This is a genomic window from Vibrio atlanticus, assembly GCF_024347315.1.
Classification (GTDB): domain Bacteria; phylum Pseudomonadota; class Gammaproteobacteria; order Enterobacterales; family Vibrionaceae; genus Vibrio; species Vibrio atlanticus.
Map to the genome: position 1 here is coordinate 1,221,843 of NZ_AP025460.1, position 18,710 is coordinate 1,240,552.

The 18,710-nt window shown below is 43.6% G+C and carries 14 protein-coding genes; 4 read left to right on the forward strand and 10 right to left on the reverse strand.

The window, feature by feature from the left end; all coding sequences use genetic code 11:
• Positions 1-127: 127 nt before the first annotated feature.
• The 3 genes from xthA to emrD all read right to left on the reverse strand — a co-directional run bounded on the left by xthA (position 128) and on the right by emrD (position 4,731).
• Entirely contained in the window at positions 128-934 is an 807-nt protein-coding gene (gene xthA / locus OCV30_RS05620; protein ID WP_017102068.1) for an exodeoxyribonuclease III, read from the reverse strand.
• A 169-nt stretch (positions 935-1,103) separates the two neighbouring features.
• Positions 1,104-3,194, reverse strand: a complete 2,091-nt coding sequence (locus tag OCV30_RS05625) for a S9 family peptidase (RefSeq protein ID WP_065678766.1) — start codon at positions 3,192-3,194, stop codon at positions 1,104-1,106.
• A gap of 331 nt (positions 3,195-3,525) precedes the next feature.
• Positions 3,526-4,731, reverse strand: a complete 1,206-nt coding sequence (emrD, locus tag OCV30_RS05630; protein WP_065678765.1) for a multidrug efflux MFS transporter EmrD — start codon at positions 4,729-4,731, stop codon at positions 3,526-3,528.
• A 512-nt stretch (positions 4,732-5,243) separates the two neighbouring features.
• Here emrD and OCV30_RS05635 point away from each other — a divergent pair.
• On the forward strand, positions 5,244-7,361 hold the full coding sequence (locus tag OCV30_RS05635) for a methyl-accepting chemotaxis protein (protein ID WP_065678764.1): 2,118 nt from the start codon (positions 5,244-5,246) through the stop codon (positions 7,359-7,361).
• A gap of 144 nt (positions 7,362-7,505) precedes the next feature.
• On the opposite strand, the gene OCV30_RS05640 is transcribed toward OCV30_RS05635, so the two are convergent.
• From OCV30_RS05640 to dinG, 5 genes are all read right to left on the reverse strand, one after another.
• Complete coding sequence (locus OCV30_RS05640; RefSeq protein WP_065678763.1) at positions 7,506-8,639, reverse strand: ribosomal protein uL16 3-hydroxylase; 1,134 nt, start codon at positions 8,637-8,639, stop codon at positions 7,506-7,508.
• 71 nt (positions 8,640-8,710) lie between these two features.
• Positions 8,711-8,881: a pleiotropic regulatory protein RsmS gene (gene rsmS, locus OCV30_RS05645; RefSeq protein WP_009846328.1), complete on the reverse strand. Its 171-nt coding sequence runs from the start codon at positions 8,879-8,881 to the stop codon at positions 8,711-8,713.
• A complete protein-coding gene (locus OCV30_RS05650; RefSeq protein WP_009846329.1) occupies positions 8,871-9,419 on the reverse strand; it encodes a primosomal replication protein in 549 nt (182 codons plus the stop codon). Before OCV30_RS05650 ends, rsmS begins: the two co-directional genes overlap by 11 nt.
• Positions 9,420-9,456: 37 nt before the next feature.
• Positions 9,457-10,236, reverse strand: a complete 780-nt coding sequence (locus OCV30_RS05655) for a sulfite exporter TauE/SafE family protein (protein ID WP_012603599.1) — start codon at positions 10,234-10,236, stop codon at positions 9,457-9,459.
• 128 nt (positions 10,237-10,364) lie between these two features.
• On the reverse strand, positions 10,365-12,440 hold the full coding sequence (gene dinG, locus OCV30_RS05660) for an ATP-dependent DNA helicase DinG (RefSeq protein ID WP_065678762.1): 2,076 nt from the start codon (positions 12,438-12,440) through the stop codon (positions 10,365-10,367).
• Between the two features lie 513 nt (positions 12,441-12,953).
• Here dinG and OCV30_RS05665 point away from each other — a divergent pair.
• Together OCV30_RS05665 and OCV30_RS05670 are read left to right on the forward strand one after the other, a co-directional pair.
• Positions 12,954-13,943, forward strand: coding sequence for a porin (locus OCV30_RS05665; protein WP_065678761.1), 990 nt, complete (start codon positions 12,954-12,956; stop codon positions 13,941-13,943).
• Between the two features lie 94 nt (positions 13,944-14,037).
• Positions 14,038-14,700: a YccT family protein gene (locus OCV30_RS05670; protein ID WP_083994591.1), complete on the forward strand. Its 663-nt coding sequence runs from the start codon at positions 14,038-14,040 to the stop codon at positions 14,698-14,700.
• Between the two features lie 81 nt (positions 14,701-14,781).
• Here the strand turns inward: OCV30_RS05670 and OCV30_RS05675 are convergent, their stop codons facing one another.
• Entirely contained in the window at positions 14,782-15,510 is a 729-nt protein-coding gene (locus OCV30_RS05675) for a pseudouridine synthase (protein ID WP_065678759.1), read from the reverse strand.
• Between the two features lie 339 nt (positions 15,511-15,849).
• Between OCV30_RS05675 and OCV30_RS05680 the strand changes: the two genes are divergently transcribed.
• Entirely contained in the window at positions 15,850-18,075 is a 2,226-nt protein-coding gene (locus tag OCV30_RS05680; RefSeq protein WP_009846335.1) for an NADP-dependent isocitrate dehydrogenase, read from the forward strand.
• Positions 18,076-18,424: 349 nt separating this feature from the next.
• Here the strand turns inward: OCV30_RS05680 and cspD are convergent, their stop codons facing one another.
• On the reverse strand, positions 18,425-18,646 hold the full coding sequence (gene cspD, locus OCV30_RS05685; RefSeq protein ID WP_009846336.1) for a cold shock domain-containing protein CspD: 222 nt from the start codon (positions 18,644-18,646) through the stop codon (positions 18,425-18,427).
• Positions 18,647-18,710 lie beyond the last annotated feature (64 nt).

Sequence of the window (18,710 nt, forward strand, 5' to 3'; positions counted from 1 at the left end):
AGATAGAGTCACGAAGAAAAAAGAGAGGAGATATTAACTCCTCTCTTTCGTTATTCGCTTCTGGTTAGCCTAGTGAACACGATTTACCAGCTACTTGATATGGCTAAGTTCTGTTACCTAAAAGTAACTACTTAAACGTCGACCAAATTGGCGCGTGATCTGACGGTTTTTCGATGCCGCGTAGTTCGTAGTCGATGCCCGCTTCAGTACACTTGTCAGCAAGCTTCTGAGTCGCAAGTACCACATCAATGCGCAGGCCGCGGTTGTCCACGAAGCCTTTTGAGCGGTAATCAAACCATGAGTATTGATCGTTCACTTCAGGGTGTAGTAAACGGAAGCTGTCCACAAAGCCCCAATCCATCAATGTTTTCAACCATTCGCGTTCTTCTGGTTGGAAAGAACATTTACCGGTTTTCAACCAACGTTTCGCATTAGGTTCACCAATGCCGATATCAATATCGGTAGGGCTGATATTAATGTCGCCCATTACGATCACTTGTTCATCTTTGTTGTGGTAATCGTTCAGGTACGTCATTAAGTCTTTGTAGAACTGGCGCTTGTACGGGTATTTGGTTTCATGCTTAATGTTGTCGCCTTGAGGGAAGTAACCATTTAGTACAGTGACCTTCTCACCGTTTTCATCTTCAAACGTCGCCATGATCATACGCTTTTGATGGTCTTCATTGTCTGTAGGAAAGCCTTTTTGTACCGAAATTGGCTCTTGCTTACAAAGCATAGCCACACCGTAGTGAGCCTTTTGACCGTGGAAGTAGACCTTGTAACCCATAGCTTCAACATCGGCTAGCGGGAAGGCTTCATCGTGCACTTTGATCTCTTGTAGACCAATCACATCAGGTTGGTGCTTATCGATAATAGCTTGAAGCTGATGAAGACGGGCTCTAAGGCCATTGATGTTGAAGCTGATTACTTTCATTTGTTTTTATACCTCTCGTAAACCCTTGTGATTGCTTGCTTTTCAAGGGCTTGCTGATTTGGTGGGTTTCATGATTAATCGTATTTAAGCATGCTTAATAATTTCTGTCGCCATTTTGTCGCCCCTAAATGGCGACAAAATGGTGTGAATACTCACTTTTACGCAGAATCTACTGAGTCTTTAGCAAGTCTAAAAAGAACGCGTATTCAAGTGCGTCTTCTTTTAATCGCTTAAATCGACCGGAAGCGCCACCGTGACCAGCTTCCATATCGGTTTTGAACAGCAGCACGTTGTTGTCTGTTTTCATCTCACGCAGCTTCGCCACCCACTTCATGGGTTCAAAGTATTGCACTTGTGAGTCATGCAGGCCTGTTGTTACCAACATGTTCGGGTAGCTTTGAGCCTTCACATTGTCATATGGTGAGTAACCTAGCATGTAATCGTAATAGGTTTGCTCGTTCGGGTTGCCCCATTCGTCATACTCGTTGGTGGTGAGAGGAATCGATTCGTCAAGCATGGTTGTGACAACGTCTACAAACGGAACATGTGCTCCGATGCCACGGTACAGTTCTGGTGCTTGGTTGATGATTGCGCCCATCAATAGACCGCCAGCAGAACCACCAACGGCGAACACTTTATCTTGTGCGCCGTAGCCTTCTTCAACCAGCCCTTTGGTTACATCGATAAAGTCGTTGAACGTATTTTGTTTGGTCAGTTTTTTGCCATCTTCATACCAAGGGCGACCAAGCATTTCTGAACCGCGGATGTGAGCTATCGCAAAAACAAAACCTCTATCCAGTAGGCTTAGGCGAGTTGAGCTGAAGGTAGGTTCAATCGTAGAGCCGTAAGAGCCATAGCCGTATTGGTAGATTGGGTTAGTGCCGTCCTTCTTGAATAAGTCTTTGCGATATACCAAAGACACAGGTACTTGCTTACCATCGCGAGCCGTTACCATAATTCGCTCTGATTGGTAGTTATCCGCTTCGAAATCACCCAATACAGGTGTTTGTTTCATGACTTCGGATTCTCCTGAACTTAGGTCGAAATCATAGTAAGTACCTGGTGTGGTTAAGCTGCTGTAATAGACGCGAACTTTTGAGTTATCTAATTCATAGTTACTTGTTAGGTAAGCAGCAAAAGCAGTGTCGTTAAATTCAAGTGGGAACTCTTTCCCTGTTGAGAGTTGACGAACTTTCACTGTAGACAAGCCATTCGCACGTTGCTCGTAAACCAGATGGTCATCAAACAGCTCGAAGTCAACAAGCTGAGTATTCTCGTCAGCAGGAATGACATCGACCCATTTAGAGCGGTCATGCATCTCTTCAGCAGTGACTTTCATTAAACGGAAGTTGACCGCTTGGTAGTTGGTGTAGATGTAGTAACAATCACCTAGCTTAGCGATGCTGTACTCGATACCCGTTTCTCGTGGGTAGAAAGCTTCAGCTTTAGCGTTTGGGTTGTTGGCATCTATGACTGAAACACCGCTAGTTTCTGTACTCGAGTGCCAAATGTAGACCTGTTCACCATCTTTGCTTTTGCTCAAAGAGGTGTAGTAAGCGCTGTCGGTTTCTTCGTAGATTAACTCATCGCTTGTCTGAGGTGTGCCCAAAACGTGACGGTAAACTTGATAACCAAGTAATGTTTGTGGATCTTTTTTGATGTAGTAAAAGGCTTGGTTGTCGTTTTGCCATGCAATCGCGCTCGAAGCCCCTTCAATTTCATCTGTTAGGTATTCACCTGTCGTGAGGTCTTTAATCTTGATGGTGTAAATACGGCGGCTCAGCGTGTCTTCGCCATAGGCCAACAAGTTTTCGCTTGGGCTGATCGTTAAGCCACCAATACTGAAAAATTCATGGTCTTTTGCTAGTTCGTTAACATCTAAGATGACTTGCTTGTCTGTACCTAAAAAGTCATTTTCACGCAAGTGAACTGGGTATTCGTTGTCACCTGTGACTTCATTCGAGTAGTAGTAGCTGCCTTTGCGAACTGGAACCGAATGGTCGTCTTTTTCGATTCGGCCTTTGATCTCTTCAAATAACTGTTCTTGTGATGCTTCAGTGTGTTTCAGCACGGCCTCTGCGTACTGGTTTTCTTGCTCAAGATGCTGCAAGATCTCTGGGTCTTGGCGCTCATCATCACGCATCCAGTAATAATCATCGATTCGGGTATTACCATGAATCGTCATTGCATGAGGGACTTTCTTAGCTACGGGAGCTTGGGTTTGATGTGCGATGAGTTGCGATGGAGAGTTGTGGTCCATGGTTGTTATTCCTTGATTGCTGCATCCGGCGACAAGTGCGGCCGATACGGCTAATGTGGTTAAAGCGAAACGCATCTGTATATCCTATTGTGTACCTTACTCGTTTTAATGCCAGCATCCTTTAGTGGTTAGTTTTCTTCCAGTGATGTTATTTATAATTGGATTCTGGATTGGTACTTTCAGCGTAAGTGTCTGTTATTGTTTTCAATAAATCAAAGTAATGTTTAATGGAATCGATGGTAGATGTGAGCTGGGGGAAAACGTGCAATGAAAAAGGGACACACTTTTCAGTCTGTCCCTCTTCGTTGTTTGAGCTGAGGTAGAGTTTACTTTAGATAGCCAATGGCATTTCGTTTGAATGGTCAGGTTTACGATTAACCCAACGTAAACCAAGCATGGCGATGAATGACATTGCAATCATCAAGCAACCGAGCGGAAGTTGGTCTTGAGCTGGGAAGAACGAGGCCAGTAGTGTTGCGATGCCAGCACCTAGATTTTGCATACCACCCAAAATTGCACCTCCAGTACCTGCGTGGTACGGGAATGGCGAAAGCGCCCCTGTTGTTGCCGCCGGGAATAAGATACCAGCGCCCAAAAAGTAAATCGTAGCACCACCGATCAAAGTTAATGCTGTTGTTTGACCAAATAGACCTGGTATCAACACCACGGTAGACCCTACCAAGATAGCAACTAGTCCAACATTCAGAGCGCGGCGCTCACTGCTACGTTGTGCGATGTAACTGGATAGGCCAGCACCGACTAAGTAACCTGGAATGGGTAATACAAACAACAAGCTTACTGTGGTTGCTGGCAAGCCAAGTACTCCGCCAAGTAATACACCTGCCGCAGCTTCAAATACCGCTACACCTGCAAATGTTGCGACCAATACCAATAAGAAACCTTGGAAACGTTTGTCAGATAGAACGAACTTGTAGCTGTTGGCAACCGATTCATGTTTGCGTCGTTCTTTTGGCAGAGTTTCCATCATGCTCGTCATCATGGTAATCACCACTGCGATACCAAACAGCGCCAGGAACAAGTAGCTAGAACGCCAACCGAAAGCTTCTGTTAAGTACCCACCTAATACAGGAGCCATCAATGGTGAGAAAATCACACACATGCTAATTAAGCTGTTTGCGCGGTGCAGTTCTGCGCCTTCAAAACAGTCGCGAGTCAATGTACGAGACATCGCACCACCACAACCGATGCCTAAACCTTGTATAAAGCTACCTGCTAAGAACCATTCATATTCGTGAGCAAACAATGCTACCAAAGTACCGATGATGTAGATGATCAAACCGACAACGATGATTGGTTTGCGACCTAGGCGATCAGAAAGTGGACCGTATGCAAACTGCGACAGACCATAAGGGATCAGGTAGCACGCCATCACAGCTTGAAGCGAAGATGCTGAAACCAAGAACTCACCCGCCATATGACCGATAGAAGGCACGTACATCGTTTGAGTCATTTGACCCACGGCAGTCAGGATAGCGATTAAAAAGGTAAGTTTCGCTAATGGAAACGAGGCGGACATTTGCGTATCTCTCCAAAAATTAGGACGTAAAAAGCCTTGACGTTCCATTAAGGAGAGCCAAATAAGTAAAGTAACCTGGGAATCTAGGCGCGAGATATTAGAGATTGAGCATCTACTTAGCAACCAAAAAGTGTGAAGTTGATCAAGATAAAAATCTATAGCTTGGATTATAAAAACTAATCCGAATTTATTGAGGTTATAAAATAAAAGGAGTTATTGGCTTCCTTGAAATGTTGCAATTACTCTGAATCAATTTACGTTATTCATGACCGGAAGCGTAGGCACAAAGAAGCCTAAGTCTGACAAGCTGAAAGCTCTTGAAATCAAAGCAATAACAGACAAAATACACGATTTATTAACATTTCTATAAACTTTCGTTTTATATGCACGTAATTTGTGCTGTAATTATCCGCTAAGCTATTCGTCTAACTCATTCACATTGTGCATAGCAGTTTGTTACTAATGTGATGGTTACGGTTATGGAAGTCTTTTGGCTTAAATAAGGATATTAAATGCGCTCTCTATCAGTACAGTGGAAAATAACCCTCTTAGCAGGTTGTTGTTTAATCATTACGTCACTGTCTCTCATTGGTTTCTCGATCTACAACGCGACGAGCAATCAACAGGTCATAAAATCTCAAAGCTCAGAATCGGTGATTAACAAAACTCAACAGTTGTTGGCATCCGTTTCTCAGCTTAATGCTCAGGAAACTCAACGTTATGTCGATGAAGCTATTTATCGAGCAGAAATGTTGGCTTCTAGTGCTCAGTTTCTAAAGAACAACGCAGACGAAAACTTTACCCCAAGTGAAGAGCTTCGTACTGCGTTAGATGAAATGGTTCGTCGTTCTGTTTTGAACTTTGATTCTATTCAAGGAGCTTACCTAGTCTTCAAGCCCGATTTACTTGATGCTGAAGATGCGAATTATGTCGATGCGGATTATGTCGGCTCGAATGAAAGAGGGCGTTTTGCTCCTTATTGGAAGGTCGCAGATAATGGCGAGAACGTTCTTCCAAACGTGTTATCAGAATCAACATTGAGTGATAACAGCAATAGCGAACGCTTTTTCTGTCCTTTGTCATCTGGCCAAACGTGTATTAGTACGCCAAGAGTTGTGAGTAGCGGTGGTCAAGAACTGCTTACGTCTTCGATTTCGGTGCCTATCATCGTTGATGATGTAGCGATTGGTTTCTTGGGCATCGACTTAAGGCTCGATGGTTTGACCAATGTTGTCACTCAATCGGATCAAAGCTTGTTTGAAGGTGCAGGCGCGGTTTACGTCGTGAGTTTAGATGGTTCCGTTATCGCTTCTGATGATCAAAGTATTGCGGTTGGTTCGAGTTTTCAAAGCAACAATACAAGTAGCGATCTAATGACGGACTTTATCTTTGGTGGTGAAGTCACGACTCAATGGAGTGAGAATGGTGAGTGGTTACTCGCATTTGCACCTGTTGTTGCCGCCAATCAAACTTGGGGTGTGCTGTTTGAGATTCCAAGAGAGAGTGTGGTTGCTGACGCGAATCAATTGGATGCCATTATTAGTACTAAGCTAAGTGAAGGTATTAAGACTGAAGTGATTGCGGGTATTAGCTTTATTCTTTTCGGTCTAGCGATCATCGCTTTTGCTTCACTGTCCATTGTTAAGCCTATTCGACAGGTAGTTGAGAGACTGAACGATATTGCTTCTGGTGAAGGTGATTTAACGCAACGCTTGGAAGTGAAATCTCAAGACGAAATTGGTCAGTTGTCACAAGGGTTTAACCTGTTCTTAGACAAGCTTCAACACACTATTAAAGAGGTGATTCAGACCACTGAGCAAGTGGCGAGCACGACAAGCCAGGCGAAGACCTCTGCATCAAGTACTCGTGAAAGTAGTGAGTCTCAGTTTAAAGAAGTGGATCTTGTGGCGACCGCGGCAGAAGAGATGACTCAGACTTCGGGCTTAGTGGTACAAAATGCTGAAATAGCCGTTGATGCCGCTTGTGAAGCGAATCGTTCTGCTCAGCAAGGCCAACAGGTTATCGAACTTTCTGCCGGTGAAATGAGAAAGCTGGTGGATCGTATGTCGAGCGCCGTGCCTATTGTTGAAGAGTTGGCTAAAAATAACGGTAACATCACTGAGATCTTAAGTGTGATTGAAGGGATCTCTGAGCAAACCAACTTACTGGCATTGAATGCCGCGATTGAAGCGGCTCGTGCAGGTGAGCAAGGTCGAGGTTTTGCCGTCGTTGCTGATGAGGTAAGAAATCTCGCAAGCCGCACACAGTCATCGGTTGGTGAAATCAGAGCGGTGATCGACAAAGTCCACGCGGGCACTCAAGATGTCGTTGAAGCGATACAAGAAGGTAATATTCTCGCTAACGACACGGCATTACATGTTCAAAAAGCGGTCGAAGATCTGGGTTCGATCTTTACTTCTATAGAAGCGATCAGTGATATGAACAACCAGATCGTGAGAGCGGCAGAAGAGCAACAATCGGTTTCCGGTGAAGTGAACCAAAGTGTCGTTAATATCCGTGATTTGAGTGCGAAGATCTTGGATCAAGCCGCAGCTTCTGAACAAGTGGGTAGCGAAATTGACCAACTGTCCCAACAGCAGCAGAAACTGGTTAACCAGTTCAAGGTTTAGTCTAGTTGTTCACTGTATCGCTTTTAAGCTTAGTTAACAATTGAATAGAAAAAGGGACAAATGAAGATTTCATTTGTCCCTTTTATTTTTCTTGGGTTCTAACGCTCTAGGGCTAGGCGATATCCGCGAAACCGATTAACGAAGTTAGTCTTCGATAAACCAGTAACCTTTATTCACCAATTCCGTCACGACGGTTACACCTGAAGGAGAAAGATGAGTTGTTGAGTTAATTACCGAATCATCACACAGTACGTTTAGTAGCGAAGAATCAGCCTGTTCAACTTTAACGACTTCTCCATTGATGTAAGCTGTGTTGCTTTCATTCTCATGGTATAGCGCCTTTAATCCCGATACTCGACAGATCTCGCCTTCTGACTCTAAGTGCTGAGCGATCTCTTCTTCTGTCCATAATGGCTCAGGAGCGACGATATCAAGCTGGTGGCGTGATTGGCTTAGCAGACACCCCATGAATTCACTGATGGTTTCAGGTTGCTCTAGTGCAGATTTCAACATGTCAGTGAGATTGCTTAAATCCGATGAACGAATTTTGCCGTAGCCTTCTTGCGTTTTGAACTCTGGATCATGCAGGTGAACATCACCCATATCATGAGCAAGTACAAAGTCGGCAAAGTTGCTGATCAGCTCTTGTTCTTTAGGGGAGCGGTAGCCAATAGAGTAGCTCATTGACGGCTCTAAAGTGTTCCCTTCATGCGGGAAACCTGGTGGGATATAAAGGATATCGCCTGGCTCTAAAGTTTCATCAATGATCGGGTCAAAACTTTCGATTTGACGAAGTGCAGAAGCTTGAACGGTCTCTTTGTATTGGCCAATATCTTTTGCGCCGACTTTCCACTGGCGTTTACCTTGGCCTTGAATGATGAATACATCGTATTGATCAATATGGGGGCCTACGCCACCTTCTGGTGCTGAATAGCAGATCATTAGATCGTCGAATAACCAGTTTGGTAACGCTTGGAACGCTTCAGTCAGCTGATTGGCACCCTGATGCCAGTGGTTAGCCGCTTGAACGATCAATTGCCAATGTGTTTCAGTGAGTTCGCCAAACTTCTCTTCGGAGAATGGACCATGTTCTGCAGTCCATTGGTTGTCGAGATTAGAAACAAAGCGAGAATCCACTTCTTCTTCCATCGATAAACCAGCAAGTTCTTCCGGCGAAATTGGGTCGACGAAGTTTTGGAAGCCACCTTTCAAGATGGTTGGTTTTTTATGCCAGTAGTTTTCAAGAAACTCGGGCATAGAAAAGCTAAGTTGGTACATGTGAATCCTGTATGTTTTTATGCTAGATGCTAGATGCTAGATGCTAGATGCTAGATGCTAGATGCTAGATGCTAGATGCTAGATGCTAGTTTGGCTTGTAAATCTTGTTGGACAATCTTAATTGCTTCTAACGCAACCTTTGGGTCGATTTCGTTGCTTTCGAGCAGATAGATCAGGTCGACAGCTAACTTAACTTCTTCCGGGGCGTTATCCAGTGGTGATGATGGGTTATCAGTGTTCATTTCGCTTGGGGTTCTCTAAGTTAATCAGTCTCTCAATATTTTTCATTGAGTCTTCGCAGCGTTCTAATCGTTCTTTTGCTAATTGCCAAGCCTCGTCCGCTTTTTTCTTACTGTGGCGAGGCGCAGAATCAAACGCTAACTTGCGTACTCGTACTAAATCGACCAGTCGCTTTTGCCAATCTTGGTGCTGAGCGAGTTCGTTGTATAGGTCGTTAAGGTTTTTTCCTGACTTACTTTTTCGATCTAACCTTAAATCATGGTTGGCTAGTTCTCTTTGGATTGCAGCTATCTGATTAGTGAGTTTTTCTGTCAGGTAGTTGGCCCGAGAAGCAGTAAGTTGGTTTGTCGCTTGTTCTCGAACAATAGTGTTGTACGTTGCCTGAGTTTCGAGTGCGTAGGGCAGTAAAATAGAAGAGCTGCACTTAAACAAGGTTCTATCGAACAAGGCTTGATGATAAGCCCCTCGAGATTTATCAACCTGCGAGCAATGGCCAATTAAGGTATCAATGACGCTTTTTAATTTAGAGAAGTGATTCATTTTACTTACCTTGGGCGACTGGCGACTGGCGACTGGGTTATAAGGTTACAAACCAAGCTTCGTAAGCCAGCTTAATCGCAAGTACGCTTACAACAGTCACAAAGACAGGTCGTATAAATGTAGCACCGAAACGAATAGCAGAATGTGCCCCAACAAATGCTCCAGCCATCAAACAAAGACCCATAGTTAAACCAAGAACCCAATCAATATGACCAAGAATTGCGAAGGTAACCAAAGACGTAAAGTTACTGGTAAAGTTCATGGCTTTAGATAGACCTGAAGCAAGTAAGATATTGAGACGATAAAGCGCCATCGAGCTCACAGTCCAAAAAGCGCCGGTTCCTGGGCCTGCAACACCATCATAAAAGCCGAGAATGAATCCTTGGTACTTTTGCTTTCTCTTGAGTACCGGGCACGGTTTAGGAGACACATTATGGCTCACATCTGGAGTCTTATGAAAAATGGTATAGACCGCTGCTGCAAGAATGACTAGCGGTAATACCTTCTCTAACCACTCTGTGCTTATGGCATCAACAGTCAGGGTGCCGATTGTTGCACCTATTAAAGTAGATATGAAAGCACTGACCCAACATTCAGGTTTGAACAGCTTCTTGCGATAGTAAGTAAAAGCGGCTGTTGATGAGGCGAATGTTGCGGCCAGCTTATTAGTACCGAGTGCAATGTGTGGTGGTAAACCAAGCGATAGCAAAGCTGGTACAGTTAACATTCCTCCGCCACCGGCGACAGCATCAATAAAGCCTGCAGCAAATGCAACCAAGGCAAGTATGACCAACATGGTTGGCTCAATCATTTCCATAAATAGCTAGTGTTCTCGTTATCGGCTGTTCGGGCAGCCACATGAAGAATCGAGGGATTAGTCATGCTGGGTTGTGAATGCAAGGGCCTAGCGATGGCAGACCCATAACTACCACGAGGGTAGAAAAATTAGTATTTTATTGTTCTTTTAAAAGGCGGTAGCGAATCGAGTAGGGACTTTCCGTATCGCTTCGTGACTATGCGTCTATCAAGGATCGTGACTTTACCAGAATCTCGTTCTTTACGCAGCAATCTACCCACAGATTGAATAAGCTTTTTACTCGCTTCTGGAACAGTAATCTGCATAAACGGATTACCGCCACGAGATTCAATATATTCTGAATGTGCCCGCTCTACAGGTGAGGTAGGAACACCAAAAGGAATCTTGGTAATAACAAGGTTTTCAAGCAGCTCGCCAGGTAGATCAAGACCTTCAGAAAAGCTACCCGTTCCAAAAAGAACGCTTGTTTTACCTTGGTCTATGAGCTTTTTATGTTTTTTTAGGATTTCAGTTCGTGAGGTATCCCCCTGAACCTGTAACGCCCACGACTTTTTAACGAAATCTGTTGCCAAAGCTTCTGCCACTTGGTTCATTTGCCAATAAGAAGAGAATAGAATGAGATTGGCTTTGTTGTCTTCTATTACCTTAGGCAAAATTTCAATAAGATATTCGGTAAACTGAGGTGCTTGTGGTTCGTACTTCATTGCAGGTACCACTAATTCAGCTTGGTTCTGATAATCAAACGGCGATGCCAAAGCAAGAAATTGTACGCCATCTTCTGCTTTTTGGCTGATACCTGATTGATGACAAAAAAAGCTGAAAGAGTTGAGTGCTCTCATGGTTGCAGATACTAACACTGCACCAACACAACGACTCCAAATCTGTTGGTCCAGTTTCCAACCGACTTCTAATGGTGAGACATTAACAACAAAGTCTCCCTCGCTTTCTTTGCTTAATTCAAGCCAACGAGCCAAAGGCGCCCCTTTTTCTCTCTTAGGTTCGGCCATTAATCGCCATACTTGAGCAAGGTTTTCTGTTCTTTGTATATAGAAGCCAATTTCTGCAAGCGCAGGCTCTGCAAGCTTTGCTGAAAGCTCTCCGTCTTTAACTCGTTCTGCAATCAAGTCTGCAATTTTTGCTACGGCTTGGCTCGCCTTTTGCGTTAATTGTTTGAGATCTTTCGATTCGCTTTCTAACCATTCAGGTAAGTCACCATGCTCGAAGCGATACAAGCCATCTTCGAAGTGGCTAGCGTCAAACTGTTTGCTCATTTGAGTCAGAGTCGGGATCAGTTGTTGTACTGAGTCTTGCAACTCATTTCTAAATCTATGAACACGTTTCTCGTCTGCTAGCCCCGAAAGCTTAGTGATCGATTGATTCAAACGCTCTAACCAGGAGGCAGCACCTTTTAAGCTTGCGGCAGCAGATGAGTGATCTCTCGCTACGTGTGGCAAGTGGTGAGCTTCATCAAATATATAGATGCTATTTTCTGGTTCTGGCAGTATCACACCGCCGCCTAGGTCCGCATCAGCCATCACTAAACTGTGATTGGCGATAATCACGTCCGCTTTATCTAGCTCTGAGCGAGCTTTCTGGAAAGGGCAGTCTCTGTGTGTAGGCATACTGTTGTTACAGCTGTGCTTATCACTGACAATCATCTGCCAAATCATGTTGTCGATAGGTTTTGGCCACGAATCACGGTCGCCATCCCATTTACCTTGGGTGAGGCTGCGGTACATGGTTTGCAGTTGCTCGATGTCTTTCTTTTTTGGTTTGGACTCGAACATCGCCATTTGACCACCATCAACCCCACACGCAGCGGCCAACTTCTCTGTACAACAATAACGCTGTCTTCCTTTCGCTAAGATGAAAGAAAACTCTCTATCAGTAAGTCGTCTATATAGAGGGAGATCTTTATTGACGAGCTGTTCTTGTAGCGCAACGGTCGCTGTTGAAATGACGATTTTTCGATTATTGAGCACGGCGACAGGAATTGTTGCCATTAAATAAGCCAGTGACTTCCCGATCCCGGTACCAGCTTCAGCAACAATCATGCGATTACTTTTGTGATATTGACCACAAAGTGTCTTCGCTATTTCTGCAACAAGGTAATTTTGAGCACGTCGAGGTACAAAGTTATCCAACTGATCTTGGAGGTTTTGATAACTGGTGCGTATAGAATTTTGAATTTTAGTAGTTAGCATACTGTGACCTACGTAACGGAGCGAGGATAGTAGCACATATCACTAGTCGGTACATTTACCGCAAAATAGCTTGCTTTTGAATCAAAGGTAGATCTCGTTCACAAAAAAAAACTGAACCTTCAGGAACTTAACGATTTTATTTATGTTACGAAATATATATATTAAAAAATCGCACGATGCAGGCGTTAAATTCTGCGAATCGCGATTTAAACCTAAGTTAGTGGAGTATTGTACTGAATTGTTCTTTATTTGGGCTATTATATTTCCCTTTAAATTTAAGGGTAAGTTGCTCGTAAAATGATGAAAAAAAATGTAAACCTATGATTTTTATGTATTTTTGTTTTTTTTAGGTTTGTTTTTAGTTTATTTGACACGCAGGATAATCTTTTGCAATCTAGACCACGAAATTTAGTGGCGGTGATTAACTACCAAAGAGTAGTAATGACCAGTCATAAAAAATAAAAGGGAACCGGGCAAGGATCTCCCATTCTTAGAAAAGGCAGTGGATTTATTATGAAAAAGACTCTATTAGCTCTAGCAGTTATGACAGCAGCTGGTTCTGCAAACGCAGCAATCGAAATTTACAACCAAGACGGCGTTTCTGTTGACCTTAAAGGCGACATCGAAGTTGTATACAGCAACGAGTACAAAAAAGGTTCTTCAATGGAACAAAAAATCGAAGACGCTGACTTCGGTTTTGATATCAAGTACATGGTAAACGAAGATTGGAAAGTTGGAGCTTACTGGGAATTCAACGGTTCTGAGAACGCAAACGCTCAAAAAACTCGCAATGGTGATACTTACGTAGCGGCATACAACGACACTTTCGGTTCAATCAAGTTTGGTCGTCTATGTACTGCTGTTGATGATCTAGGTATTGGTAAAGATGAAGCTTACGGTATCTCTACACTTCTAGACAACGCAACTAACGAGTGTGCTGACGAAGCTGTTCGTTACGATTACGACAATGGCGCTCTATACGCAACTCTAGGTTACGTACAAGACAAAGTAAATGGCGAGAACAACAAAGAAGAGCAAGGTAAAGATACTGAGTACTTCGATGCTCGTATGGGTTACCGTTTTGCTGATTTCGATGTTTCTGCATTCGTTGCTAATTTCGATACTAACGTAGCAAAAGGCGATCACCAAGGTTACGGTGCTGAGCTAGTATTCTCTGGTATTGAGAATGTTTACCTATCTACAGCATACTACGGTGTAAACTCTGATACTGCGAACGATGACAACTCTGTAATCGCATTTGCTGCAGGTTACACTATGGGTCTTTGGGGCTTCAACACTGGTTACTCAATCGGTGACCACGACGATAAAGTTAAAGAAGAAGATCGTTGGTTCGTTAACTCTACTTACGCAATCGCACCAAACACTAAAGTGTACGCGGAAGTCGGTGGTATTGACTACGATTCAAAACGTCTTAACGACAAAGGTGCAAAATACTACAAAACAGATACTGGTCTAGCAATTGGTGTTGAAGCATCATTCTAATGACCTCGTAATCGAGTTTTAGAAAAAAAGCCACCTTAGGGTGGCTTTTTTGTTAGGATAAAGAACACTTTATTAGATTTTAAAGAGAGACATGATGAAGAAAGTACTGTTAGCTTTGGGCTTACTTACAAGCGTTTTTGGCAGTGTAAGTGCGGCAACTCTAACGCCTCAGAAAGGCGTATCAATTCTGTACATTAATGGTCAAGCTGCTCAAAATAAAATCAGTGAAAACCAAATTAATGAGGGTTTTAACCAGGTTTTAGTTCGCTTTGATAAAAAGTTTGGTAACAGCGGTGTTTATTCTTCGGCACCTTATGTATTGAATTTTGATGTTACTGGTGAAGAGGTTGAAATTAAGTCTCCAAAAGTACGTAGCTATATGGAAGCTGAGAAGATCTTTGAAGCTGTGAATCCATCATGGGTAGTTTTGCAGGATGATGTAGCCATTAAATATCAACAGGATGTCATTGAACGTAAGCCCGGTTTTGCACCGTTTGGCGGTCTAGAGTCTCGACTAGCTGAGCACAATGCAAGTAAGGCAGTCTATTTTAAAGATGGCGTGTTACTTGATAAGCCAGCTGAAGCGGTAGTATTAACTTCTGTGGTAGATAATACGACAGCACAGACAAGCGGCAAAGCTCAGAAACCAGTGAAACTGGCTGAGACTCAGAATATTGAGCAATTGCAGGCTTGGTACATCAAAGCTTCTAAGCAAGAACGTAAAGAATTCCGTAAATGGATGATTGACCAAGAGTAATCAATCTTCATCTACAAAAAAAGCGAGACTAATAAGAGTCTCGCTTTTGCTATATTGGTACTTTTTCTGTATCAGTAAGAGCTAAATCTCTTTCCATTCACCTGGCTGAAGCTGACCCACGTTCATATTGCCCATTGAGTAGCGGATTAGACGCAGGGTAGGGAAGCCTATGTTTGCTGTCATTCGTCTTACCTGACGGTTACGTCCTTCGATGATGGTAATCGCTAACCATGTTGTTGGTATCGCCGCTCTGAAGCGCACAGGAGGAGTTCTTTCCCAAACCTGAGGTTCTTGCATCACTTCTACTTCTGCAGGCAATGTCATGCCATCTTTTAGTTCAACACCTTTTCTCAATTTATCTAAATTTTTCTCAGAAGGTGCGCCTTCGACCTGTACCCAGTAAGTCTTGGGCGATTTTGAGTTCGGCTGAGTCAACTTAGCTTGAAAGATGCCATCATTGGTCAAGACCAATAAACCTTCACTATCTCGATCTAAGCGACCAGCAGCATAAACATCTTTTACGGGAATAAAATCCGCTAGCGTTTTTCTACCTTCGCCATCAGTGAACTGGCTGAGAGTATCAAAAGGTTTGTTGAATAGAATCACTTTGCGATCTTCGGGTGCTACCTTAGGCTTTGCGTTGGTAGTTTTGCCTTTATATCGGTGTTTGCTGGAGTGCGGTTTTTTGTGTGAACTGCCAGTGTCATTTTTGCCACTGTGTTGATTCTGTCTATTACCGCTTTGTTTTAATGTGGTACCAGAACGAGCCGGTTTGTCTGAACGAGATGCGCTGCGTGAGCGAGTAGACATGTTAACTACCTTGCAAAAATGTAAACGAAGTGTGCCGAAAAGTTTTCATAGAAACGGAATTGAGCTATCATTTGCGCGCCTAAAAGACACAAAATAGAACAAGTTGATGGACTCTTAAGCCTGATTTGTTTAATTATACCTTCGTGTTTTATTATAACTGGCTCTTTTATTAAAACAATGCACTCACGGATTTGGCTCATGCTGTCGTCAAGATTGCATGAAAAATAAGATAGAGTACGACTATCGAGTAAGCAGTTTTCACTCTCAGAGTGGCTTACTGGTCAATTTATAACACTCTCACTGCTTTAAGTGAGCTTGTAAGAACTATAGGGAAATTTCATGCCTACTGAAAAACCAACGATCATCTATACCATTACTGACGAAGCTCCGGCGCTAGCAACTTACTCTCTGCTGCCTATCATTCAATCTTTTACGGCTTCTTCTGGTATTAACGTTGATACTCGCGACATTTCACTTGCAGGGCGCATTATTGCCAACTTCCCTGACTACCTGAACGAAGAGCAACGTATTGGTGATGCATTAGCAGAACTTGGTGAATTGGCTAAGACACCAGAAGCGAACATCATCAAGCTTCCAAACATCTCTGCATCTGTTCCTCAACTTCAAGCAACAATCAAAGAGCTTCAGTCAAAAGGTTACGCACTTCCTAATTACCCAGAAGAAGCAAACACTGATGAAGAGAAAGCCGTTAAAGCGACTTACGATAAAATCAAAGGCAGTGCTGTAAACCCTGTGTTACGTGAAGGTAACTCGGATCGCCGCGCTCCACTTTCTGTTAAAAACTACGCGAAGAAGAACCCACACTCAATGGGTGCTTGGTCTGCGGATTCTAAGTCGCACGTTTCAAGTATGGACGACAAAGACTTCTTCGGCAGCGAAAAGTCAGTAACAATTGAAGGTGCTACAGAAGTTAGCATTGAATTCGTTGGTAAAGATGGTGCGAAGAAAACTCTGAAGCCCGCTTTTGCATTGCAAGATAAAGAGATCATTGATGCGTCAGTGATGAACAAGGCCGCTTTGGTTGCGTTCTTCGAGAAAGAGATCGCATCAGCTAAAGAGCAAGGTGTACTGCTTTCTCTTCACATGAAAGCGACGATGATGAAAGTATCTGACCCTGTGATCTTTGGTCATGCAGTTAAGGTTTACTACAAAGACGTATTCGCTAAGCACGGTCAACTGTTTGAAGAGCTTGGTGTTGATGTAAACAACGGCATCGGCGATGTATACGCAAAAATTGCTGCGCTTCCTCAAGAGCAGAAAGAAGCGATTGAAGCTGACCTACAAGCGGTATACGAGACTCAACCACCACTAGCGATGGTTGATTCGGATCGCGGCATTACTAACCTACACGTTCCAAGCGACATCATTGTTGATGCATCTATGCCTGCAATGCTGCGTTCTTCAGGTCAAATGTGGGATCCAGAAGGTAAGCAAAAAGACACGAAAGCTATGATCCCTGATCGCAGCTACGCAAGCATCTACCAAGCAGTTATTGATTTCTGCAAAGAGAACGGCGCTTTCGATCCAACAACAATGGGTAGTGTACCAAACGTTGGCTTGATGGCTCAAAAAGCCGAAGAGTACGGTTCTCACGATAAGACTTTTATCCTTGAAGCTGCTGGTCAGGTTCAAGTTGTTGACGCTTCAGGCGTTGTGCTTCTAGAGCAAGACGTAGAGGAAGGTGATATCTTCCGTATGTGTCAGGTTAAAGATGCACCGATTCAAGACTGGGTTAAGCTAGCGGTAACTCGTGCTCGTGCTTCGGGTGTTCCTGCAGTATTCTGGCTAGACGCGTCTCGCGCGCATGATGCTCAGCTTATTAAGAAAGTTGACGCTTACCTTCCTGAATATGATACCGATGGTCTTGAAATTAAGATCCTTGCTCCTTTAGAAGCAACTCAGTACTCACTGGTTCGTATCAAAGAAGGCCTAGATACTATTTCGGTTACAGGTAACGTATTACGTGATTACCTAACGGATTTGTTCCCGATTCTAGAGCTTGGTACGTCAGCTAAAATGCTATCGATTGTTCCACTTATGAACGGTGGCGGCCTGTTTGAAACAGGTGCTGGCGGTTCTGCGCCTAAGCATGTTCAACAAGTAGAGAAAGAAAACCACCTGCGTTGGGACTCTCTTGGTGAGTTCTTGGCACTAGCGGCATCTCTAGAGCACCTAAGCGTAGTAACGGGGAATGCTAAGGCACAAGTTCTCGCTGACGCGCTTGATAAAGCGACGGGTGAATTCCTAGATAACAACAAGTCTCCTTCACGTCGAGTGGGTGAGCTTGATAACCGTGGTAGCCACTACTACCTTGCAGCATACTGGGCGAAAGCGCTGGCTGAGCAAACGGTTGACGCTGACCTTGCTGCTGAGTTCGCAGGTGTTGCAACTCAATTGGCTGAAAGTGAAGAAGCTATTGTTGCTGAGCTGAATAACGCTCAAGGTCCAGCTGGCGACTTAGGCGGTTATTACCTACTTGATGATGCATTGGTTTCATCACTAATGCGCCCAAGCTCAACGCTAAACGCATTTATTGACGCATAGTGATTGGACTCATCGTTAGTAAGTCATGAACATGATTTACTAACGAGTTGCTTGGTCTGGCAGTTAAGTCACAGATAAAGTCAAAACGAAAGACGCTTTAACGATAACGTTAAAGCGTCTTTTTTTATTCATAATGCTTCCTAGACCTAGACCTAGACCTAGACCTAGACCTAGACCTAGCTAAAGGGATCTCTCGGACGATTTGTACTGGTGAATAGCTTTTAGCTCTCAGATCGAAAAACCGCCCATTTAAGCCTGTATTACAGGTATCAAATGAGCGGTTTCAATGTTCTGCTTACCTGACAGTCGTTTAATAAGACTGATAGAGGTCTACATGTTTGGCAATCGCCTATTTTACGGCGCTGCCTTCTACAGGAACAACGGAGCTAGCATGGGAGCCTTTAGGTCCACTTTCTACTTCATAATCGACCTGTTGACCTGCCTTTAAGGTTCGATAACCTTCCATTTGTATTGTGGAGTAGTGCGCGAAAATATCGCCATCTTCACCTTCTGGACAAATAAAGCCAAACCCTTTGGCATTGTTAAACCATTTTACTGTACCTGTAGCCATGCTATACATCCCTCATGCATTTTGTTACTAACGTTGTTATATCAAATCAATGTAAGTTCGATTG